Below are 21,968 nucleotides of genomic sequence, written 5' to 3'. Positions count from 1 at the left end.
CCGGGTGAGACCGCACGGTCACCCGCGACATTTCCTGGAAATCCAGGACTAACGTGCACCGTGCGATGTTCTCGGCTCCACCGCACTTCACTTCGTGCGGTCGCCAGATTACTCAGGCCGCACTTCGGCGGGCGCCGGGCCGCCACCGCCTTTTCGGTAAACCTTCGGCCAGGAGACACCTACCTCGCGCGGACGCCGAGGAGACTCCCTTCGACGCCCCTCGCACCGGGAAGCTCACCCCTCCCACCCGGCCGGTTCTTCCCGCGACACCGGCCACCGTCCCGTCCGGCCGGCTCTCCCGGGACACCGGCGTCGGGCTCAACCGGCCTTGCCGTCCGTTCCCGCCGCCTCCAGGAGCACCAGTGCCAGCCTGTCGGCGGCGTCGACGCGGCCGAGGGCTCCGGCGGCCCCGGCCATCGCGGCACGGGCCCCGGGGTCGCGCAGCAGGGCGTCGAGCTCGGCCAGGAGGTGGTCGGCGGTGGGACCGTCCTCCAGGAGAGCACGGGCGGCGCCCGCCTCGGCGAGGTAGCGGGCGTTCTGGCGCTGCTCGTCGGCGGCCGAGGGCACCAGGGGGATGAGAACGGACGGCTTGCCCACCGCGGTCAGCTCGGCGACCGTGCCCGCCCCGCTGCGGGAGACCACGACATCGGCCGCGGCGAACACGTCGGCCAGCTCGGCGCCGACGTAGGGCACCGGACGGTAGCGGTCGCGCAACCCCACGGGAAGCCCCGCGGCGGTCCGGGTGAGCTGCGCGATCCAGCCGGGGCCGCACTGGTGGATCACCTGCGCGCGGGCGAGCAGGTCGGGCAGGATCGCCTCGACCATGGTGTTGATCTGGCGGCTCCCCTGGGCGCCGCCGGTCACGTAGACCAGGGGCAGGTCGGAGGAGAGCCCGAAGTGGCGCCGTCCCGCGTCGACGTTGCCACGCAGCAGGTGCGGACGGACCGGGTTGCCGGTGACGACGGCCCGGTCGCGCACCCCCGCGGGCAGGTGCTCGATCGAGGAGGGATGGGTCAGCGCGATCCGCCGCGCGAAACGCGACAGGATGCGGTTGGCCAGGCCGAGGGAGGTGATCTGCTCGTGCATGACCAACGGCCGGCCCAGCACCCGCGAGGCGACTCCCAGCGGCACGCACACGTACCCGCCGGTCGACAGCACCACGTCGGGGCGATGGCGGGCGGCGATGCCGAACGCCTGGAACACGCCGACCGGGATCCGGAACATGTCCGCGAGGTTGGTCGCCAGCTCTCGCGGGTTGGGCGAGCGCCTGAGCTTCCCCGCCGTGATGGCGCGGAACGGGATGCCGTGCTCCGCCGCGACGCGGGACTCCAGGCCGGCCTCCGTACCGACCCAGAGCACGTCCAGGTCGAGCCCTCGCGCGGCGGCGTGGTCGCGCAGGGCCTCGACGGTGGTCAGCGCGGGGTAGGTGTGACCACCGGTCCCGCCTCCGGTGACGAGCAACCGCAGGGTCCGGCGATTTCCGGCCTCCATATGTGTATCCATCCTTCCGATGTCACGATGTTCCGTGCCCGCCCCTGCCCGGTACCCTCTCAGGTCCGTGCTCGATCCGCGCCCGGTCCACGTTCAGGGCCGCGCCGGAGTGCTCAGGGGCCCCGGGCACGGTACCCGAGGTCCCCGCGAAGATCCACTTTGCCCTTCGTCACCGCACGGTCGCGCCCCGTGGTTTCCGACACGCCCGTCATCCGGGAGCGTCGCCCGAACGGCCATCAGAATTCGTGGTGATGAGTACGGTATGTGACATGGATCTGACGGGTGAGCATTTCTCCGGGGCGTCGGAGCGTCTCGGTGACGCGTTGAAGGTGCTCCGGCAACAGGCCGGGGCCGGCGCGGAGGCACTGAACTATTTCGGCGACCTCGCGGAGGAGTTGCACCCGATCGGATCCTGGTTACGTCGACCGGCCCAGGCCGGAGAGTGGCCGCACCACATCATGCCTCCCGTCTACGGTCTGCTGTTCGCGCAGGCGTGGTCGCTGGCGTTTCCCGGCGAGACGCCCTCGGTCTTCCCCGACGGGGCGGAGCGCACGGAGTCGGGGTGGATCGTGCACCGGGCCACGATCTGGTTCGGCGACACGTACGTTCCCGGCGGACTCGACGTGAAGGCTCCGCTGATCGTGATCGGCGGGCTGGCGGTGGAAGGGCTTCTCGACGACGGCGACGCCTCGGAGAGCTACCTCGCGGTCACCGGCGACCTGCGTGCCCGCGCGATCCACAGCGCGGCCGACCACCTGGTGCTCGGCACGGTCGCGGCGGGAGTGATCTTCTGCTCGGGCAACGACGGGGTCCTCGTCGTGGGCGGGGACATCGTGACGGACCTGTTCGTTCCCGCCGAGCACGCGTACGAGCACTACGGCCTGCTGCGGGCCGGAGTCATCGGTGCCGGTGACCGTGCCGACATCGTGGCCGAACGGCTCGCGCCATGGCTGCCCTCGGGGTACGTCCGTCTCGGCGGGTACGGCGCGCCGGTGGACGGATGGCGTGTGCTGCAGGAGGCGGCCGCCGGGCGCTCACCGGTGCTCGCCCAGCCCCGGCCGGTGATACTCCCGCCCCCGGCGCTCCTTCTTTCGGCCCTGGCCGCGCCCACCGGGGTGGAGGAGCTCGACCTGTCGGGCAGCCGTCTGCACCGCATCCCCGAGGACATCTCGGCCCTCACCTCCCTGACCCGGCTGGACCTGGAGCACACACCGCTGACCGGCCTGGACGGCATCGAGGGCCTCCGCACCCTGGAACACCTGTCGATCAGGAACACGCCCGTGCGGTCGCTCGCCCCGCTTCAGGCGCTGAAGGACCTCCGCCACCTGGACGTCTCCTACTGCGACGACGTCCAGGACTGGGGTGTGCTCCTCGACCTGCCCGCGCTCGGCACCCTTGTCGCGCACGGCTGCGCCCTCCCCTCCCACGTACGCGCCCAGCTCGTCACCAGGCTCGGAGAGCGGATCATCGGGCAGGGGCCGGGCCCGATCGGCTGACCGGCGCCCGGCCCGGGAGCGGAGCCGTGCGCGGACGCGCCGGCGGCCGCCACCGGCCCGCGGCGCGCGGCGGGACGGGCGAATCCGCCCCGGGGAACAGCGGGAAGTGTCCGTCGATTGAATTTCCCCGTGGGGAATGGGGATCCAGGTCTTGCATGACAGGCTCCGTCCACCTAACGTCACGTGTCACGTTAGGAAACTTTCCTAATAAAGAGCCATGATCTGCCCCTGTCCCCCCACGCAAGGAGCGATGATGCGGCGCACCACCCCAGCCCTGGTGCTGACCGGGCTACTGACGTTACTGTTCACCCTGATCGTCCCCTCCGTCGCCCACGCGGACACCGCGACGTTCACCAAGGCGCAGGATTGGGGCAGCGGCTACAGCGGCCAGTACACGGTCAAGAACACTGGAACCACCACACTGAACGGCTGGACGGTCTCCTTCGACCTCCCGTCGGGCACGAGTCTCGGAACATACTGGGACTCCCTGATGACCAGCAGCGGCAGCCGGTACACCTTCAAGAACCGGGAGTACAACGGCACCCTCGCCCCAGGGGCGAGCACCACCTTCGGCTTCATCGCCTCCGGTTCCGGCTCGCCGGTCAACTGCACACTCAACGGCGCCCCCTGCGGCGGCGGGCAGAACCCCGGTGACACCACGCCGCCGAGCGTGCCGTCCTCCCTTCGCAGCACCGGCACGACCTCCTCCTCCATCAGCCTGGCCTGGAACGCCTCGACCGACAACAGCGGCACGGTCAAGGACTACCGGGTCTACGAGGGCTCCGCCGTGGTCGCCACCGTGACCGGCACGACCGCCACGATCTCCGGACTGGCGGCCTCGACGGCCCACACCTACACCGTCACCGCCCGCGACGCCGCGAACAACGAGTCGGCGAAGAGCGCGTCCGTCACGGCGACGACCCAGGCGGGCGGCGGTGGCGGCACGCCGGTCGCGGCCAACGGGCAACTGCGCGTCTGCGGCACCAAACTGTGCAACAAGAACGGCAAGCAGATCCAGCTGCGCGGCATGAGCACCCACGGCCTGCAGTGGTACCGCCAGTGCGTCACCACCGGCTCGCTGACCGCGCTGGCGACCGACTGGAAGGCCGACGTCGTCCGCCTGTCCACGTACGTGCAGGAGGACGGCTACGAGACGAACCCGCGGGCGTTCACCGACCTCGCGCACACGCTCATCGAGCAGGTCAGCGCGCAGGGCATGTACGTCATCGTGGACTGGCACATCCTCACTCCCGGAGACCCCAACTACAACCTCGCCCGAGCCAGGACCTTCTTCACCGAGATCGCCCAGCGGCACGCCGCCAGGCCGAACGTCATCTACGAGGTCGCCAACGAGCCGAACGGCGTGAGCTGGGGCGCCATCAAGAGCTACGCTGAGCAGATCATCCCGGTGATCCGGGCGCAGGACCCCGACGGGATCGTCCTCGTCGGCACCCGCGCCTGGTCGTCGCTCGGGGTGTCCGAGGGCGCCTCGGAGACCGAGGTGACGGGCAACCCGGTCAACGCCACGAACATCATGTACACCTTCCACTTCTACGCGGCCTCGCACGGCACCGAGTACCTCAACACGCTCTCCCGCGCGGCCGACCGCATCCCCATGTTCGTCACCGAGTTCGGCACGCAGAACTACGCCGGGGAGGACGCCAACGACTTCACCATGTCCCAGCGCTATCTCGACCTCATGGCGAGCAAGAAGATCAGCTGGGTGAACTGGAACTTCTCCGACGACCACCGCTCCGGCGCGGTCTTCAAGACCGGTACGTGCAACGCCGGAGGCCCCTGGACCGGCACCGCCCCCTTGAAGGAGGCCGGCGTCTGGATCCGTGACCGGATCCGCACCGCCGACGACTTCTGACCGGACAGGGCCAGGAGGAACCCGCGGGAACCCAGATGATCGGAGGGGGTCGGCACCTGAGCCGACCCCCTCGCCCGGAGCACTCCGGATGAGGTAACCGTCAGGGCGGATCGGAAGCCCGACGCCGGAGAACACCGGCCCCGACCACGAAATAACGGGACATCGGTTTTCCGTCGGCGGGGGTTTCCTGCCAGCATTGGGAGATGCCGAGGATCGGGCAGGTGGTGCTGGGCGTCACCGACACGGACCGTGCCGTCGGGTTCCGGACGCGGGCGCTGGGCTACGTGCCCCGCGAAGGCCAGGCCTCATCGACCTCGGTCACGGCTGAGTGACGAAAACCGCGTTCGTCCATCACCAGGGGGACTTCCTTCATGCACGCCATGCAGTACGAGATCGGGCTTCCCGCCGACTACGACATGGAGATCATCCGTGAGCGGGTGGCGACCAGGGGGCACGCACTCGACGGTTACGCCGGGCTGGGGCTCAAGGCGTACCTGGTCAGGGAGCGGGGCGTCGACGGTTCCACGGTCAACCAGTACTCGCCCTTCTACCTGTGGAGTTCCCTCACCGGCATGAACGACTTCCTGTGGGGTGGAGGCGGTTTCCAGAACATCGTGCGAGACTTCGGCAGGCCCGTGATCCGGCACTGGATCGGCGCCGGTTACGAGCGGGGGCCTTCGTCGGAGACCGTTCCCCGCGCGGCCTCGCGCCGCACCGACCCGATCCCCGCCGACACGGACCCCGCCACCGCGGTCGAACGGGCACTGGCCGAGTTGCGCCGATACTCCGGCATGGCGGGCGTGCACTCCGCGGCCCTCGCCGTCGATCCCCGGCACTGGGAACTGGTGCGCTTCACGCTGTGGGAGCACGAGGTCGCCGCCGACGAGGAAGAGACCCCCTATCGAGTGCTGCACCTCTCGACGCCACACCTGGGCGACATCGCGACGGGCCGCCATTGGTAGGCGGGGGTGAGCGCCTACGCGACCCCCGCGGGTGAGCGGTCGGTGGCGATGCGCAGGGCGAGTCCGCCGAGCACGGCGCCCATCAGGTAGCGCTGCACGCGCATCCAGGTGGGCCGCCCGCCGAGGAAGCTCGCGACCGAGCCCGCGGTCAGCACGATCAGCGCGTTGACCGAGAGGGCGACGACGATCTGGGTGGCTCCCAGCAGCAGGCTTTGCGTGCCGACGTCACCGCGTGCGGGATCGACGAACTGCGGCAGCAGGGACACGTACAGGATGGCGATCTTGGGGTTGAGCAGGTTGGTGACCAGCCCCATGGAGAACAGTCGTCGCGGCGGGTCCGCGGGAAGGGCGCCGGGCGCGAAGACCGGCCGGGCGCCGGGCCGGATCGTCCTCCAGGCCAGCCACAGCAGGTACGCGGCGCCCGCGAGCTTGATCCCGGCGTAGAGGGCGGGCACCATCGCGAAGATCGCGGCGATCCCGGCCACCGCCGCGAGCAGGTAGACCAGGAAGCCCGCCGCGACACCCGCCAGCGAGATCATTCCGGCCAGACGCCCCTGCGTCACCGACCGCGACACCAGATAGATCATGTTGGGGCCGGGGGTGAGCACCAGGCCGAGGGCGACCGCGGCGATGCCCGCGAGGGCACTGACAGAGATCATGACCACATCATCGGCCACCTTCCCCGTCAAAAGAATGGCCAATTCCCGTGATTGGCATCAAAGGGGCGCCGCAGGCTCACTCTTGGGTCTTCCCCGACAACCCGCTGATCGATCCAGAGCTGGTCGACACGGGGACCCGTCTGATGAAGGTGATCCTCACCGTGCTGCGCGGCTATACGGCCTGGTCTTGCCGCTCGGCTCACCAGGCATAGGAGACGAGCACGGCGCGTGGTTGCCTGTGGCGCTCCACGATCGTGGGCTCACCGGTAAAGGGGGCGACGTCGAGGCGTCGCCCCAGATGGTTGTGGTCGCGGAGTTGTCGAATACTCAGGCGTTCCGCCATGACCTCATGGAACCCTTGGTGCCGTGCAGCTTCGTTACCGGTACCGGCTCTATCCGGACGCCGCTCAGCGCCAGGCGCTGACGCGGGCGTTCGGGTGCGCGCGGGTGTGGTGTTCAACGACGGGCTGCGCGCCCGCACCGACGCCCACCGGGCGGGCCTGGCCTACCTGGGCGACGCGGAGCTGTCCCAGCGTCTGACCGCCGCAAAGGCGACACCGCAGCGGGCATGGCTGGGCGAGGTGTCCAGCGTGGTTCTTCAGCAGGCGTTGGCCGACCTGAACACCGCCTACCGTAACTTCTTCGCCTCGATCACCGGTAAGCGCAAAGGGGCGAAGGTCGGCCCGCCCCGGTTCCGGTCGCGTAAGGATGCCCGTCAGGCGATCCGCTTCACCCGTAACGCCCGGTTCGCCGTCACGGCGGGCGGGAGGGTGCGCCTGCCGAAGATAGGCGAGGTGGTGGTGCGCTGGTCGCGTTCGCTGCCCGCCGAGCCCTCGTCGGTGACGGTCATCAAGGACGCGGCCGGGCGGTACTTCGCCTCGTTCGCGGTCGAGACCACTGAGGAGCCGCTGCCCGAGGTCGCCGACGAGGTCGGCGTCGACCTGGGGCTCACTCATTTCGCGGTCCTGTCCGACGGCCGGAAGATCGACAACCCTCGTATCCTGCGGAGCGCGGAGAAGAAGCTCCGCAAGGCGCAGAAAGCCCTCGGCCGTACGGCGAAGGGGTCGAACAACCGCAGCAAGGCCGTCGTCAAGGTCGCCCGCGCGCACGCCCGGGTGGCGGATGCGCGCCGGGACTTCGCCCACAAGCTCTCCACCCAGTTGATCCGCGAGAATCAAGCGGTGTACGTGGAGGACCTGTCGGTGAAGGGCCTGGCCCGCACCCGGCTGGCCAAGTCGGTGCATGACGCGGGCTGGTCACAGTTCGTGAACCTGCTGGAGTACAAGGCGAAACGGTACGGCCGCACCTTCGCCAAGATCAACCGCTGGTTCCCGTCCTCGAAGATGTGCTCGCGGTGCGACACCGTCGCCACCGCCATGGCGCTGGGCGTCCGGGAATGGGCCTGCCCCTGCGGCGCGGTCCATGACCGCGACGTCAACGCCGCACGCAACATCCTGGCCGAAGGCCGACGGACCGTCGCCGCTGGACGGAAACCCGCCGCCGGGAGGCGGCGGGAGGCGGAGACGTTAAACGCCTGTGGAGGTGACGCAAGACCACCGCTCGCGGTGGCCGACGCCGATGAAGCAGGAAGCCACAGAGGTGCCGCATGACGCGGCACGGACTGAATTCCCGGCCTTTCGCTGGGGAGCGCGTCAAGAGACGCTGATCGCCATGGTCGTCTCGGGCCTGCCCCGGCCGCCCGTACCCTGAACGCCGCGCGAGGCCGCCATGACCGGCTCCGGCCACGCGAAGAGCGATGCCCCGGACCCCGGCCTCGCGGAAACGCCCTCGCTCCGGTCGCACGGAAACCCACACACCCGGACCTCCGCCTCGCGGAAGCGACGTCTCCCACTCCGACCGTCATGGGAACGACGGGCTCAGGCTTCGAGGAGGCGGATGTCGCGGGACGTCGCCTCGGGGGCGACGAAGTCGAGCATGCGCGCCCCCTCCACCTCCAGATCCGCCCGCTCCCGCTCGCTCACCGGTGCGAAGAGCTCGACCTCCATGATCGCCTCGCCCCGTTTTCGCGTCACCTTCCACATGCCCCGTACGAAACCGTCGACCAGCACCGTCGCCTTGATGATGCCGTTGACAGTGAAGATCCGCCCGCGGTACTCCTCCTCCGCGATCCGGGTCCTGGTCCGCTGGGCGAACGACAGCAGCGTGTTGTCGAACTCCGACAGGTAACGCACCGGGGCGGGAGTCCCGGGGTCCGGGCGCGACGCCTCCGGCAGGTCGAACACCTCCGCGCCGTCCTCGGTCGTGAAGGTCCGCAGGCCCATTCCCCGGACGATCTCCCCCAGCCGGGTCATGCCCGACCACTGCTGGACGTCCATCACCGTGGCAGGACCGTAGGCGGCGAGGTAACGGCGGATCGCCTCCTCCGCGGAGACACGGCTGGGCCGCTCGTCCTGGGAACGGCCCAGCCACGCCTCGGCGGTGGTGTGGGCGGCCTGCCCGCCCACCCCCCAGATCCCCCTCGGCGGGACCTGGACCAGAGCCAGTGTGTTGCGCACCCCGGCGACCAGGTCGGAGGCGGGAGCCTCCGGCCACCGCTCCCGCAGGAGCGCGCCGAGCTCGCGGAAGGTGAGGGGGCGCTCCTCCACCAGCTTCCGCCCCGCGGCGGCGAGCTCGTCCAGGTCCACCTCCGCCAGGCCCCTGCCGTGCGCGGGACCGCGTAGGCCCCGCGCCAACATGGGGCCGAGCAGCGGGCGCAACGCCAGGCAGTCGTCGGCGGTGACCAGGTGGATGGTGGAGCGCATCAGCGACAGCCGCACCACCAGGCGCTCGTTGATCAGCCGGGCGAGATCGTCGTGGGCGAACCCCGACAGGCGGGTCCACAATCCGATGTAGGGAGGATTCGGCGCCTGGGCCTGCATGCCGTACAGATGCCGGACCGCCTCCAGTGCGGACAGCTCCGCACGGGCCAGCAGCAGCTGCCGCTCCAGCGTGGCCCGGTTGAGCGCGCGCCGGCTGAGCACCTCGGGCATGCGTGTCCTCTCGTGACGCGTCACGATGTCGCGGCCCCGGGGCCCGACGACCCGTGATGTCCGTTCGCGGATCCGCGCCAGGATATCGCCGGCATCCGACAAAACATCCCGGGTGATCAGAGGGTCGGTGGCACCCACACGTACGGCGTCGTCGTCGTGATCGCCTCCAGGCCCAGCCTCGCGAGGATCGGGCGGCTGTCGCCGGAGGCGTCCACCTGCACCAGACGGAAGCCCCGCGCCACCGCCAGCTCCGCCCGGTACGACACCATCGCCCGGTAAACGCCCCTGCCCCGCCACTCCTTCAGGGTCGAACCGCCCCAGAGCGAGGCGAAGTCGGTGCCCTCGTGAAAGCGCGCCCACGCCGCGCACACCACCTGCCCGTCCGCCTCGGCGATCACCACCGCGCACGGATCCCCGGGCCCCGCGAGGTCGCGCTCCAGCATGCCGGGCAGCCAGCCGTGGTCCGCGTCCCAGACCGTCTCCTCCAGCTCGCGGATGCGCTCCAGGTCGTCCCGCCCCGTCACCTCGCGCAGCCGTATCCCCGCGGGCGCCGCCTTGGTGTCGGCCAGCTCACCGGCCTCGCCGACGAACACCGTCTCCCGTTCCCCCGGCTCGAACCCGGCCGCCGCGAGCCGCTCGGGCAGGTCCGCGGGCAGGTCGTAGCCGTGGTACTTCCACTCGACCTCGCGTCCGACCCGGGTGAAGAAGTCCCGCTGCCTCGCGATGAAAGCGTCCAGTTCGGCGCCCGCCAGACCACCCAGGTCCCGATATGTCAGGAAACCCTGGCCGTGACCGTTCGACACGGTCCTCAGCAGCGGCCCGATCCGCTCGGCAGTGCGACCCGGCATCGGCCTGGCCCGCAGCTGCTCGTCGTACGCCCTGAGATAGGCGGAAGCCCGTGATGAAATGTTCATTGCGAACAGCCAACCACACACTCATCGCCCTCGACATGCCCATGGGCCTGGACACGGTCTGCGGGTTCCCGTTTCGTCCCGGCTCCTTTACAGCGTAGATTCCGACAGGCGGCCGCTAGGATCCGCATGGTGAGCGTGCCAGCCGTCCCCGCCTCGCCCGGCCCGTCCATCGAGCCCGCACGAGATCCCTATCGGGTGTATCTCGACTCCCTGACCAGCGCGGAGTCCCGCCGCACCATGCGCGGCTGCCTCGACAGGCTCGCCGCGCTCGTCTCCGGCGACGAGGTCTCCTCGGGCGCCGGTCAGCCCTGGCACCTGCTGCGCTACGAGCACACCGTGCGCATCCGCGCCCTGATGACCGAGCGCGGCTGGTCTCCGTCGTACGTCAACAAGCACCTGGTCGCGCTGCGCAGGGTGCTGCGCGAGGCCTGGCGGCTCGGCCTGATGACCGCCGAGGAGTACCAGCGCGCCGCCGACCTGCCGACCGTCGAGCACACCCGCCTGCCCGCGGGCCGGCACGTGCCGCCCGAGGTGGTGGGCGCCGCGCTCGCCGCGTGCGACCGCGACGACTCACCGGCGGGGGTCCGCGACGCCGCCCTGCTCGCGGCGCTCTACTCCACCGGTTGCCGCCGCGCCGAGATCGCCGGGCTCGCGCTCACCGACTACGACCCCGGGTCGCGCTCGCTGCGGGTGCGCGGCAAGCGCGACAAGGAGCGGCTGGTCTACCTGACCACGGAGGCCCTCGCCAGGATGGAACGCTGGCTCGCGGTGCGAGGCCGCCCCGCCGGCGCCCTGTTCTGCCCCATCAGCAGGCTCGGGCGACTGCGGATCAGGAACGGCGGGCCCGCCCCCATGACGGGGCAGGCCGTCGCCGACATCCTGGCCAGGCGCCTGGCCGAGGCGGGGGCCTCGGCACGCACCCCGCACGACTTCCGGCGCACCTTCATCGGCGAGTTGCTCGACGCCGGGGTGGACCTGGCCACCGCGCAGGCTCTCGTCGGCCACTCCTCCCCCGCCACCACCGCGCGCTACGACCGCCGCCCGGAACGGCGTCGCCGCGAGGCCGTCGACAGGATCACCCTTCCCGCGCCCAAGCCTCTCTGACCACCGGCGAAGATCCGCCTCCGGAGAATGGTCGTTTCGTCCGGCCCTCGGCCACGGACCGGGCGAAAGCCGGTCCGCACCGGTTCTCGCCCGGTCGAGGGCCGATCGAAGACCGGTCCGCGTCCGTCCGGGGGCCGGCAGGGCCGCCGCCGACACCCCCTCTCGCGGCACCGTGGCCGAGATCTGATCCCGACACGTTTCACCGGGCGCGCCGTAACTGTCGGTGGCGACCCCTACTATGAGCCACCTCAAGGAGGGATAGCCGCTCATGGTGGACGCACTGCGGGTTTCGCTGCTGGTCACGACCGATCTGCCGCCCGATACCGACCTGAAGGAGTTCGGGCGCCTGCTGGCCGATTCCGTGCTCACGCTCCAGCGGGACGAGGTGACATATCCCGCGCTCCTGCGTGGCGGGGTGTTCTGGCTGGACCGGCCGCTGCCGCCGTCCGACGACGGGCTCCCCCGCGCGGCGGCCGAGGAGTTGCGGTTCGCGGCGCTGCTGGGCCACCTGTCGGTGGCGCGCCCACCGGGTTCGGCGAGGGAGACGGTCGCCGACGCGGGCCGGGCGATCACCGCGGCCGTCGCCGCCCGGTACGGCGACCTGGGCAGCCCACCCGCCGTGATGGCGATCCGCAGCGAGGACGTGCGTGAGCGGACCCCCCGTTCGGCCATCCTCGTGGGATCGGAGACGGCCGTGGCTCCCTTGCCCGAGGCGGTGCCGTCCCTGAGCGCCCCCGCCTGAGCGGAGTGCCCGGCAGGCCGTCAGGCCCGGGAAGGATCACCCCGCTCCGGCGGTGCGGCGCTGTGGGCGGCGAGTGCGCTAGTCGTTGTCCTGCTCGACGGCGTCCCACAGGACGGCGCTGCTGCCGGTGATCCCGCTGCTGCGGGAGTCGAAGGTCGCCAAGCCGTTCACCGCGTCGCCGTCCTCGGCCGCCGTCACGGTGAGGTCCTGAGGAACATCCCAGTTGTCCGGGGTGAAGGTCAGCGGCGGTCCGGCGGACAGGTCCGTGTCGCCGTAGACCCGCGCGGTGCCTACGACGATGTTGCCGGGAGGCCGCTGGCTGAGCCTTACCTGGACGCTCGCCGTGCCGCCCTCGGGCACCGTGATCCTGGAGGGGGAGATGAGGATCCGCAGCCGCTCGGGGGAGGGCGAAGGGCTGGGTGAGGGGGTGGGACTCGGCACCAGCTTGACCGTGCACGGCACACCGTTGAGGGCGAAGTCCGTCGGCGGCGGGTTGCCGCCGGTCCAGGTTCCGTTGAAGCCGATGCTGAAGGTCCTTCCGGAGCCGATCGATCCGCCCCAGGCGGGGTTTCCGGCGGTGACCCGCTGTCCGCTCTGGCTCCACTGCGCGCTGAAGCCACTGGTGACCCGCTGGGTGCTCGGGAACGTGAAGGTCAGCGCCCAGCTCGAGAGCGGGTCTCCGGTGTTGGTGATGTCGATGAAGGCGACGAAGCCGCCCGCCGAGGTGCCCCAGGTGTGCGAGGTATAGGTCACCGCGCAACCGGCCGCCGCGGCGGCGGAGGTGGCCGTGCCGCCTATGACGGCCCCTGCCGCGAGAAGCACGGTGGCCGCGGCCGACGTCAGAACCCTGTTCCGTAACGAGCCCCTACCGAGTCCCACGAATGATCATCCTCCCGTTGAAACGCCCCGTTGACTGCTGCCCGCCCCCGTCGGCGATTCCAGGTTCGGACGGTTCTCGGAGGATGTACAGATACCGTCATCGCCCGTACGGTCATCGCCTCCCCGCAGTCCGGTGAGGCCTGGGAACGGCCTTCGAGAGCTCGGGAAACGCCGCCCGCACACCCGTTGTCCGGTTGAGGACAGCAGACGGAGCAGGTGAAAGTTTCACATCTCGCGAAGACGGGACGTCCCGCGGTTTCGCGTCGCCGAGGCGGTGCTCGCCGCCCGCTCACCGATGAACACCCGCCGAACACAGGTGACGACGGGCTCGGCCGACGGTTCTGTGGAAGAGCATCGAAGAGCTGTGACCTGCGGATCTTCGGGGCCCGCGGCCGCGTGGGACACGCCGGTGGCCTCAAAGCGGAATAACCAGCGGCAGACGTCGGTTAGAGTGATCGTGCCGATGTGGTTTGTGTCCCCCGGGCCGCAAATTACCGCCTTCACGGAATACCGTTCGGCTGGAGCCGTGTTGTGCCTCTCGCCGAGGAGGCGACCGCCACATCGGCACCAAACGTCACGCCCCGCGGGCCCCTCCGGCCCGCGGGGCGTTTCTTTTCCCCCTGCTCCCTTCGCGCCTGGTGAGCGGTTTCGTCGGACTCGTCACGGAAAGGCACGACGGTGTTGGAGGAGGGCTACAAACCTGTGAGCTCCGCTTGTGTGGGTGCGTACAACCGTTGGCCGCCGGGCCACCGCCTAGTGTTGGGTAACCCGTCCCATGAGGAGAGCCCGTGCTCTATCGCCTGACCAAGATCGTCAGCGCTCCGATGCTGCACCTGCTCTGGCCGACCACGGTCACCGGACACGAGCACGTCCCCGTCTCGGGTCCGGCCATCATGGCCTCCAACCATCTGTCGATCCTCGACTCGACCTTCCTGCCGCTGGTGCTCAAGCGCCAGGTGCGCTTCGTCGCCAAGGCCGAGTACTTCACCGGCAATCCCGTCACCGCCATGTGGATGCGCGCCACCGGCCAGATCAGCATCGACCGGCAGAGCCCCACCTCGGCCCAGGACATGCTGGACGCGGCGGCGGAGGTGCTCAGGAAGGGTGAGCTGTTCGGCATCTATCCGGAGGGCACCCGCTCCCCCGACGGACGCCTCTACCGGGGCAAGGTCGGCGTCGCCTGGCTGGCCCTGGCCACCGGCGCGCCGGTGGTCCCGGTGGCGATGGAGGGCACCGGGGAGGTTCTGCCGATCGGAGCGGCCAGACCCAGGCTGGGCCGGGTGAAGGTACGCATCGGCAAGCCGATGACCTTCAGCGGCTCGGAGACGAGCGCGCGTGACCGGCGCAGGGTGACCGACGAGATCATGTTCGCGATCCAGGAGCTTTCCGGCCAAGAGTACGTAACAAGCTACGCACCCAGCCGTTCACAGACCAAATGATCTTTTATCGGCATATGTCGCGTTAGTGCACGCTAGGCTGCGGCCCTTGGGCGAAAAGATCTGGGGGGATCAGGTGGCACGGGGCAGAACGATCGCGATCACGTCGGCAGCCGTCGTCCTGGTGGCGGGGGCCGCGGGGGGCGGCGCCTGGTGGTACCTGCACACCAGGGGAACCCCCCAGGAGACCGCGGAGCGGTTCGTCGGCGCCTGGCAGCGCGGCGACCTGGCGGGCATGCGCGCCGAGCTGGGAGCGCCGGACCCGGCGTTCCCGGCGGCGTACGAGAACATGCGCAAGGCCCTGGCGGTGCAGAGCACCGCCGTGCGGCTCGACGGGGTACGCGAGACCGGGGACGGCACGGGACAGGCCGCATACACCGCCACCCTGAAGCTCAAGGACATCGGCGAGTGGAGTTACTCCGGCAGCGTCGACCTCGCGGTCGTCGACCGGCACTGGCGGGTCAGGTGGTCGCCCAAGGCCGTCCACCCCGACCTGACCGCGAAGACCACCTTCGCGCTGAAGACGAAGTGGCCGGAGCGAGCCGCGATCACCTCGGCGAACGGCGGGCGCATCGACGGCTCCGACGCGGGCGGCTCGGTGCAGCAGATCGTCGGCTACCTGGAGAAGGCCACCGCGAAGAGCGTCGCGAAGCTGGGCGTGCCCTACAAGGTGGGCGACGCGGTCGGCGCGAGCGGACTGCAGCACACCTTCCAGAAGCGCCTGGCCGGCACCCCGGACACCGAGATCGAACTCGTCGGCGCGGACAAGAAGACGGTCAAGACGCTCGACACGATCAAGGGCGAGGCCGGCGAGGATCTGGAGACCAGCCTGGACACGCGGGTCCAGCGGGCCGCCGTCGAAGCGGTCCGCGACCTGAAGAAAACCGCCGCACTGGTCGCGATCAGACCCTCCTCCGGCGAGATCCTCGCGGTGGTGAACAACGTGGGCGGCTTCAACCGTGCCCTGGACGGCAACTACCCTCCCGGCTCGACGTTCAAGGCGGTCACCGCCGTGGGACTGCTGGCCGAGGGAATGAGCCCTCGCGATCGGGTCACCTGCCCCAAGGACGTCACGGTCGGCGGTCTGCCGATCCGCAACTCCAACCACGCCGCCTACGGTTCGGTGTCGCTGTCCGACTCCTTCGCCTACTCCTGCAACACCACCATCGCCCCGCTGGCCAAGGAGCGGCTGAACGCCGACAAGCTGCTGAGCACCGCGGAGCTGTTCGGTTTCAACAAGCCGCTCAACATCGGCGTCGCGGCCGCCAAGGGCAGCTTTCCCAAGGCCGAGAGTGACGCCGAACTGGCCGCGGAGTCGTTCGGCCAGGGCCGGATCACCGCCAGCCCGCTGATGATGGCCTCGGTCGCCGCCGCGCTCGCCGACGGCACCTGGCGTCCGCCGACCCTGGTCCCCTCGCTCAAGCAGGAAGTGCAGCCGCAGGCCCTTCCCGAGGAGGTCATGCCGAGCATCCAGCAGATGATGTCCGCGGTCGTGACCAAGGGCACCGCCAAGGACGCGGGCCTGCCCCGGGGCACCCGGGGAAAGACCGGAACCGCCGAGTACGGCGAGCAGGGCGACCTGAAGACGCATGCCTGGTTCATGGGTTTCCGCGGCGAGGTCGCCTTCGCGGTGATCGTCGAGGAGGGCTCGGGCGGCGGCGCGGTCGCCGCCCCGGTGGCCGCCGACTTCCTGCGCGCTCTCGGCTGATCTCGCGCGAGCCGTCCGTTGCCGGACCTCCGGCCGCACCCCGCCCGGCAGCGCCGCCGATCAGGACGTTCGCGCCTACCCGCCGGTCACCCCACCGGAGCCGTACTCCGCCTTCGTGAACTCGCCGTTTGAACCCATGCCGCGACCGGCCGCCGACCGAGCCTGCGCGCCGCCCGCCGTCTTCACTCCGAACGCCCGGAATGCTCCGAGCGTTCGGGCGGTCGCGACATCGACCGGCGGACGAAGGTGGCGACCACCATCACAACGGGAGCGCCGCGACCGCCTCGTGACGTAGCACCATGATGAGGAGCGTGGCGATCAGTGTCGCGATCAGCAGCCAGCTGAACATGATGATCACCGTCGAGCGACGGAGACGCCAGGAGGACCGCCCCCGCCCTTTCCTCGCGCCACGCCTGCGGCCGCCGCCCTCCTTGCGCTGGACGCGCTCGTTGAACGACTCCAGCCGCGCGGCGAGTCGCGGATCCTCGTCGATGAGGTGCCGCTCGATCTGCAGCAGCATGCGCTCCTCGTCTTGTGACCAGGCCATGCATCACCTCCCCGGAACGCAAGCCGTGTGCGGACGTTCTGCCCAATCGTGAAGATCATTATCCTTTCCGAGAGCTTCGATTTACCCGTTCTTTTCGTGGACGCAATCTGAGCACGCGATCATGCCCTCTCACGGGGGCGATACGGCGCCCGCAGAGGTGTCGGGCGATTCCCAGCCTTCTCCGCGATCTCGACATTCCACCGCCCTGACCTTCTCCTTCGCACCACCCGGCAGGTCGCTTGACGCCGCGTCCACGTCCTCGGCGGCGAGGATGGTGCGCCGGTGAGCGAGAGCGCTTGGCCGGGCCTCCCACCGACCTCGCGAGAAGGGTGGCGATCTTCGCGCCGGTGACGTCCCCGCCTCCTACGGCGACTCACCACAGGAGGCGGGGGTGTCACCGGCACGGTCCGTACCGGATCGTCACGCGGTGCGGGGACATCACCGGCACGGCCCGCGTCGAACGGCCGCCCGACGCGGGCCGTGCCGGATCGCGCCGAGCCCGGTTCAGTCGAGCGGGGCCGTCACCGTTCCCGCGCCGACCGTCTTGCCGCCCTCGCGGATCGCGAAGCCGAGACCGGCCTCCAGCGCCACCGGCCTGCCGAGCTCCACGGTCACCTCGACCGTCTCACCGGGCAGCGCGAGGCCGGCGTCCCCCAGGTCCATCCGGCCCGGTACGTCGGTCGTCCGCAGGTAGAACTGCGGCCGGTAACCCGTCGCGACGGCGCCACTGCGCCCGCCCTCCTGCCCGGTCAGGAGGTAGACGCGGGCGGTGAAGGCGCGGTGGGCGCTCTGGGAGCCGGGTGCGGCCAGCACCTGACCGCGCCGTACCTGCTCGCGCCGGACCCCGCGCAGCAGAAGCGCGGCGTTGTCACCGGCCTCGCCCCGCTCCATGGTCTTACCGAAGGTCTCGACCCCGGTGACGACGGCGGTGAAACCCTCGCCGAGCCCGACGGCCTGGACGCTGTCGCCGACCTTGACCGTGCCGCGCTCGATCGCCCCGGTGACGACCGTGCCCCGCCCGGTGACGGTGAGCACGTTCTCCACCGGGAGCAGGAACGGGGCGTCGGTGTAGCGGACCGGCAGCGGGACGTGGTCGTCGACCGCCTGGAGCAGCGTCTCGACCGACGCCGTCCACTCCGGGTCTCCCTCCAGTGCCCGCAGCCCGGAGACCCTGACGACGGGCACGTCCAGGTAGCCGTGCTCGGCGAGCAGGTCCCGCAGCTCCAGCTCGACGAGGTCGGCCAGCTCCGGGTCGGCCCCGTCGGACTTGTTGAGCGCGACCACGACGTGCTCGACACCCACCCGCCGCGCGAGCAGCACGTGCTCGCGGGTCTGCGGCATGATTCCGTCCAGCGCGGACACCACCAGGATCGCCCCGTCGAGCTGCGCCGCTCCCGTGATCATGTTCTTCACGTAGTCGGCGTGGCCCGGCATGTCCACGTGCGCGTAGTGCCGCGTGGCCGTCTCGTACTCGACGTGGGAGATGTTGATCGTGATGCCCCGCGTCGCCTCCTCGGGAGCACGGTCGATCCGGTCGAACGGCACGTACCTCGCGCCGCCCCGCTCGCTGAGCACCTTGGTGATGGCCGCGGTGAGCGTGGTCTTGCCGTGGTCGACGTGTCCCATCGTGCCGATGTTGAGGTGCGGCTTGTTCCGCACGTAGGCCTGCTTGGCCATGACTGTTCTTTCCCTCGATGCTCGCCTGTGGTGGCGACCCGTGCTCGGCCGACCCCTCCCCGCCGGGTCACCCGGGACTCACGAGAAGGGGTCAGCGCTCCGCGCCGTCGAGCCGCGGTGCGGCGGACATCGGGGCACGCTCCGGCGCGCCCGCGGTGGCGGGCGTCGCGAGGGTGGCGTGCCGGAACATGCGTTCATGGTCGGGTACGGCCGGATGGGACCGCAACCGGATTTCCGGCCCGGTGCGCGGCGAGCGGGCACGGCGAGCGGGCACGGCGGCCGGCGCCGCTTCCGGCGGCCGGAGCACAGGACTTCGACATACGACCCGGCATCCGACGGGTCCCATCACGACATTCGGACACACTCCGTGTCCGACAGGACACCGAACGTGGATGATTGATGCCGGTAAAGGGTATTAAACCGCCTTGAATGCCTAATCGAAGGCATCGTCCATCAAGCACAACGGGGGAAACGATGACGGACGCCAAGGAAGCCAAGGATTCCAGGAACAAGGCCGCGAAGAGCTCGGGAAAGAGCAAGAAGGCCGCGATCAAGGCGACACGAGCGGCGAAGGAGGCGAGGAAACACTCCGGGCAGCCCGAGGTCAGGGTGCCGGAGGCGGAGCCCGCCCACCCGGGTGGGCGGTCGGTCCAGTAGCCGAGGGCGTGAGACCGTGATCGGGTGTCGGGGGTCCACCCCCGACACCCGATCACGGTTCGGCGCGATGTCCGCCGACGGTCCGCGGACGATTCTCGCCCATGAGCGACGATTCCATCCCGTCGCGGGAGTCACCTCTTCCACCGGCGCCAAAACCTCCGGCCCGGTGGCGACACCTCATCGGCAGACGGCTTTCCCGATGACTTCCGGTGACTCAAGACGACGTCAGGAGACGAAGATGTCCGCGCAGAAACCCGCACAACCGCTCGACCACGCCTTCACAGCGCCCATCGAGAAGGACGGAGCCTTCGCCACCTACGTGACCGTGCCGGACTCCGCCGAACTCCTCGGCACGAGGCGGGCCGTGAGGGTCGGCGGGACGATCGACGGCCACCCGTTCACCGCCACCCTCATGCCGTCGGGCGACGGCCCGCACTGGCTTCCCATCAGGGCCGCGCTGTGCAAGCTCATCGGCAAGAACCAGGCCGGCGCCGAGGTGACGTTCCACCTCGACCGGCGGTTCAGCTGACCCCCGGGCGGAGCGGCGGCCCCGTGCCGCCCTGAGAGAGGTGCCCGAGTCCTGGTCGCGAGTCCGGGCCGGCCTCCCGTGACGCGCCGACGGATCGGCCGATGCCGCGGTGCCGACGGGCATGCGTCGTCCCGGCGGGGGGACCGGCTCCTCGGCCTGCTCCGGGCTCAGGGCAGTGACGCGGGCAGTCCGAAGGCGGCGAAATGGCCGGGGTCGACGAACGAGGTGATGCCGGCGATCCGATCGCCGCGCAGGGTGAACACGTTGATCGACCAGGCGAGATGCGCGGCGGCGCCCTCGTCCCAGAGGTAGCAGCCCACTCCCGGCTGGCCGTTCGCGCCGACCGGGAGGTGCCGCCAGCTTCCGCACGTCGTCAGCGGAACCCGTACGGCGAAGTCGGTGACGGCCTCCAGACCGCGGTACCAGTGCGCCATCGGCGGCATCGACCAGGTGACGTCCTCGGTCAGCAGCGCGACCAGGGCGTCGGTGTCGCCGCGTTCCAGCGCGGAGGAGTAGTCGGCGACGATCTCCCGTACGCGGGCGTCGCCGATCTTCCGCAATGTCGGCTGCTGCGTGCGGGGGAAGACCTTGTCCGCGACGACCCTGCGCGCTCGCGCCAGGGCGCTGTTCACCGACGTGGTGGTGGTGTCCATCGTGAGGGCGATCTCCGCGGCGGAGAAGCCGAGGACCTCGAACAGCAGCAGTGCCGCCCGCTGGTTGCCCGGCAGGTGCTGCAAGGCCGCGACGAAGGCGAGCTCGACGGCTTCGCGCTGCTCGTAGCGGGTGTCCGGGCCCACGGGGGCGCCGGTGAGACCGGCGTCGGGATAGGGGCTCAGCCAGGCGACGTCGGTCAGCGGGGGGTCGCCGAGCACGGCCCGGTCGCTGGAGGGGCCGAGGTCGACGGGCAGTGCCCGCCTGCCCCGGGCGCCGACGACGTCCAGGCAGGTGCGGGTGGCCACGGTGTAGAGCCACGAGCGCAGCGAGCTTCGGCCCTCGAAACGAGCGAGTCCCCGCCAGGCCCGCAGCAGGGCATCCTGCAAGGCGTCGTCGGCGTCGTGGGTGGAGCCGAGCATGCGGTAGCAGTGGGCGTGCAGTTCGCGGCGCAACGGCTCCACGAGACGGGTGAACGCCGCGTCGTCCCCGGCACGCGCCCGGACCAGGTCGGTGTTCCCGTCGATGTCCCTGTCGGTGTTCCCGTCTGTGTCCCCGTCGCGAGCCGGATCGGTGCCCCCGTCGCGGCCCGGGGCGAGGTCCTCGTCCCGGGCACGCGTCCGCGCCGGATCGGCCTCCCCGGCACCTTCCACCGTCATGTCCGCGAACCGCGAAGAAATTTCCCTCACGAGCGACGATTCTGCCCCACGCTGGCAGTCTTCACTTCGACCGAGCACCACAGCACCGTTCCGGACTGTTCCAGGAGATCGCGATGAGCCGCACCACCGTCACCACCGGGTCCCTCAAGGTCCCCGGCGCCACACTCCACTACGAGGTGCGGGGGCAGGGCCCTCTCGTGGCGCTCGTCGGCGCCCCGATGCACGCCGATCACTTCGCGCCGCTGGCCGGCCTGCTCGCCACCGACCACACCGTGCTCACCACCGACCCGCGGGGCGTCAACCGAAGCTTCCTCGACACCCCCGGCCAGGACTCAACCCCGCGACTGCGCGCCGACGACCTCTCCCTGCTCCTCGCCCACCTCGACGCCGGCCCTGCCGCGGTCTTCGGCTCCAGCGGCGGCGCCGTCACCGCGCTGGCGCTCGCCGTCGCCCATCCCGAGCGGGTGCGTACCGTGATCGCGCACGAGCCCCCGCTGAACCGCCTGCTCGACAACCCCGACGAGCGCGACGCGGCGGTCGAGGACATCATCGCCACCTACGTCTCCGGCGACGTCACGGGTGCCTGGACCAAGTTCATGATCAACGCGAACATCCCGCTGCCCGACTTCGAGGAGTCCGCCGACGGCCCCGCGCAGGCACCGGACGAGCCCGATCCGCAGCAGGCGGCGGACGAGCGCTTCTGGTTCCTGCACGAGATGCGCGGAACCACCCGCTGGCAGCCCGACATCGCCGCGCTGCGGGCCGGGTCGCCCCGCATCGTGGTCGGCATCGGGAAGGAGTCGGCAGGCCAGCTCTGCGATCACACGTCGACCGCGCTCGCCTCCGCGCTCGGCACGGAGCCGACGTACTTCCCCGGTGGCCACATCGCCTTCCTCGACGACCCCGAGGGATTCGTCCCCCGGCTGCGCGAGGTCCTGCGGGAAAGCGAGCCCTCGCGGGAAGGCTGAGCGACGGCGCCGTGAGCACGCGTGAC

General features: G+C 70.4%; 20 protein-coding genes and 2 pseudogenes. 14 read left to right on the top strand and 8 right to left on the bottom strand.

Annotated features, from left to right (window positions below):
* Window positions 1-318: 318 nt before the first annotated feature.
* A complete protein-coding gene (locus ACFY3D_RS22720; RefSeq protein WP_350947222.1) occupies window positions 319-1,491 on the bottom strand; it encodes a UDP-N-acetylglucosamine--N-acetylmuramyl-(pentapeptide) pyrophosphoryl-undecaprenol N-acetylglucosamine transferase in 1,173 nt (390 codons plus the stop codon).
* A 269-nt stretch (window positions 1,492-1,760) separates the two neighbouring features.
* Between ACFY3D_RS22720 and ACFY3D_RS22715 the strand changes: the two genes are divergently transcribed.
* The 5 genes and pseudogenes from ACFY3D_RS22715 to ACFY3D_RS22695 all read left to right on the top strand — a co-directional run bounded on the left by ACFY3D_RS22715 (window position 1,761) and on the right by ACFY3D_RS22695 (window position 5,822).
* On the top strand, window positions 1,761-2,987 hold the full coding sequence (locus tag ACFY3D_RS22715; RefSeq protein WP_389982052.1) for a leucine-rich repeat domain-containing protein: 1,227 nt from the start codon (window positions 1,761-1,763) through the stop codon (window positions 2,985-2,987).
* A 217-nt stretch (window positions 2,988-3,204) separates the two neighbouring features.
* Window positions 3,205-3,606, top strand: a pseudogene (locus ACFY3D_RS22710) (cellulose binding domain-containing protein); the annotation flags it as partial.
* A gap of 51 nt (window positions 3,607-3,657) precedes the next feature.
* Window positions 3,658-4,860, top strand: a complete 1,203-nt coding sequence (locus ACFY3D_RS22705) for a cellulase family glycosylhydrolase (RefSeq protein WP_389982509.1) — start codon at window positions 3,658-3,660, stop codon at window positions 4,858-4,860.
* A 203-nt stretch (window positions 4,861-5,063) separates the two neighbouring features.
* Complete coding sequence (locus tag ACFY3D_RS22700; protein WP_389982049.1) at window positions 5,064-5,192, top strand: hypothetical protein; 129 nt, start codon at window positions 5,064-5,066, stop codon at window positions 5,190-5,192.
* Between the two features lie 39 nt (window positions 5,193-5,231).
* Window positions 5,232-5,822: a DUF4865 family protein gene (locus ACFY3D_RS22695; RefSeq protein WP_389982046.1), complete on the top strand. Its 591-nt coding sequence runs from the start codon at window positions 5,232-5,234 to the stop codon at window positions 5,820-5,822.
* Between the two features lie 14 nt (window positions 5,823-5,836).
* Here the strand turns inward: ACFY3D_RS22695 and ACFY3D_RS22690 are convergent, their stop codons facing one another.
* Complete coding sequence (locus ACFY3D_RS22690) at window positions 5,837-6,481, bottom strand: LysE family translocator (protein WP_362901337.1); 645 nt, start codon at window positions 6,479-6,481, stop codon at window positions 5,837-5,839.
* 47 nt (window positions 6,482-6,528) lie between these two features.
* Here ACFY3D_RS22690 and ACFY3D_RS22685 point away from each other — a divergent pair, with 47 nt between their 5' ends.
* Together ACFY3D_RS22685 and ACFY3D_RS22680 are read left to right on the top strand one after the other, a co-directional pair.
* Window positions 6,529-6,693 (top strand): hypothetical protein, encoded by a 165-nt coding sequence (locus ACFY3D_RS22685; protein ID WP_389982043.1) that lies wholly within the window; start codon window positions 6,529-6,531, stop codon window positions 6,691-6,693.
* Window positions 6,694-6,847: 154 nt separating this feature from the next.
* Window positions 6,848-8,091 (top strand): annotated as a pseudogene (locus tag ACFY3D_RS22680) (RNA-guided endonuclease InsQ/TnpB family protein).
* Window positions 8,092-8,358: 267 nt separating this feature from the next.
* Here the strand turns inward: ACFY3D_RS22680 and ACFY3D_RS22675 are convergent.
* Window positions 8,359-9,471 carry a winged helix DNA-binding domain-containing protein gene (locus ACFY3D_RS22675; RefSeq protein ID WP_389982040.1) on the bottom strand — a complete coding sequence of 371 codons (1,113 nt, stop codon included), beginning with the start codon at window positions 9,469-9,471 and terminating at the stop codon, window positions 8,359-8,361.
* A 116-nt stretch (window positions 9,472-9,587) separates the two neighbouring features.
* Complete coding sequence (locus ACFY3D_RS22670) at window positions 9,588-10,385, bottom strand: GNAT family N-acetyltransferase (protein WP_389982037.1); 798 nt, start codon at window positions 10,383-10,385, stop codon at window positions 9,588-9,590.
* A gap of 126 nt (window positions 10,386-10,511) precedes the next feature.
* Here ACFY3D_RS22670 and ACFY3D_RS22665 point away from each other — a divergent pair, with 126 nt between their 5' ends.
* Together ACFY3D_RS22665 and ACFY3D_RS22660 are read left to right on the top strand one after the other, a co-directional pair.
* Entirely contained in the window at window positions 10,512-11,489 is a 978-nt protein-coding gene (locus ACFY3D_RS22665; protein ID WP_389775180.1) for a tyrosine-type recombinase/integrase, read from the top strand.
* 268 nt (window positions 11,490-11,757) lie between these two features.
* Window positions 11,758-12,231, top strand: a complete 474-nt coding sequence (locus tag ACFY3D_RS22660) for a hypothetical protein (protein WP_389982034.1) — start codon at window positions 11,758-11,760, stop codon at window positions 12,229-12,231.
* Between the two features lie 78 nt (window positions 12,232-12,309).
* Here ACFY3D_RS22660 and ACFY3D_RS22655 read toward each other — a convergent pair whose 3' ends face one another.
* Window positions 12,310-13,110 carry a cellulose binding domain-containing protein gene (locus ACFY3D_RS22655; protein ID WP_389982031.1) on the bottom strand — a complete coding sequence of 267 codons (801 nt, stop codon included), beginning with the start codon at window positions 13,108-13,110 and terminating at the stop codon, window positions 12,310-12,312.
* Window positions 13,111-13,898: 788 nt separating this feature from the next.
* On the opposite strand from ACFY3D_RS22655, the gene ACFY3D_RS22650 reads away from it, so the two are divergent.
* Window positions 13,899-14,549, top strand: coding sequence for a lysophospholipid acyltransferase family protein (locus ACFY3D_RS22650; RefSeq protein WP_389982028.1), 651 nt, complete (start codon window positions 13,899-13,901; stop codon window positions 14,547-14,549).
* A gap of 46 nt (window positions 14,550-14,595) precedes the next feature.
* Entirely contained in the window at window positions 14,596-16,254 is a 1,659-nt protein-coding gene (locus tag ACFY3D_RS22645) for a penicillin-binding transpeptidase domain-containing protein (RefSeq protein ID WP_389982025.1), read from the top strand.
* A 259-nt stretch (window positions 16,255-16,513) separates the two neighbouring features.
* Here ACFY3D_RS22645 and ACFY3D_RS22640 read toward each other — a convergent pair whose 3' ends face one another.
* Both ACFY3D_RS22640 and tuf read right to left on the bottom strand, forming a co-directional pair.
* A complete protein-coding gene (locus ACFY3D_RS22640; RefSeq protein ID WP_389982022.1) occupies window positions 16,514-16,801 on the bottom strand; it encodes a DUF3040 domain-containing protein in 288 nt (95 codons plus the stop codon).
* A gap of 504 nt (window positions 16,802-17,305) precedes the next feature.
* Entirely contained in the window at window positions 17,306-18,478 is a 1,173-nt protein-coding gene (tuf, locus tag ACFY3D_RS22635) for an elongation factor Tu (protein WP_389982019.1), read from the bottom strand.
* 474 nt (window positions 18,479-18,952) lie between these two features.
* Between tuf and ACFY3D_RS22630 the strand changes: the two genes are divergently transcribed.
* Window positions 18,953-19,135 carry a hypothetical protein gene (locus tag ACFY3D_RS22630; RefSeq protein ID WP_362901322.1) on the top strand — a complete coding sequence of 61 codons (183 nt, stop codon included), beginning with the start codon at window positions 18,953-18,955 and terminating at the stop codon, window positions 19,133-19,135.
* Window positions 19,136-19,373: 238 nt separating this feature from the next.
* Window positions 19,374-19,664: a DUF1905 domain-containing protein gene (locus ACFY3D_RS22625; RefSeq protein WP_389982017.1), complete on the top strand. Its 291-nt coding sequence runs from the start codon at window positions 19,374-19,376 to the stop codon at window positions 19,662-19,664.
* 167 nt (window positions 19,665-19,831) lie between these two features.
* Here the strand turns inward: ACFY3D_RS22625 and ACFY3D_RS22620 are convergent, their stop codons facing one another.
* On the bottom strand, window positions 19,832-20,974 hold the full coding sequence (locus ACFY3D_RS22620; RefSeq protein ID WP_389982015.1) for a sigma-70 family RNA polymerase sigma factor: 1,143 nt from the start codon (window positions 20,972-20,974) through the stop codon (window positions 19,832-19,834).
* A 113-nt stretch (window positions 20,975-21,087) separates the two neighbouring features.
* On the opposite strand from ACFY3D_RS22620, the gene ACFY3D_RS22615 reads away from it, so the two are divergent.
* Window positions 21,088-21,942 (top strand): alpha/beta fold hydrolase, encoded by an 855-nt coding sequence (locus tag ACFY3D_RS22615; protein WP_389982013.1) that lies wholly within the window; start codon window positions 21,088-21,090, stop codon window positions 21,940-21,942.
* Window positions 21,943-21,968: the final 26 nt, after the last annotated feature.

The organism is Streptosporangium sp. NPDC000509, from assembly GCF_042898365.1.
In the GTDB taxonomy this organism is placed as follows: Bacteria; Actinomycetota; Actinomycetes; order Streptosporangiales; family Streptosporangiaceae; genus Streptosporangium.
This window is presented reverse-complemented; position numbering and strand designations above follow the sequence as displayed.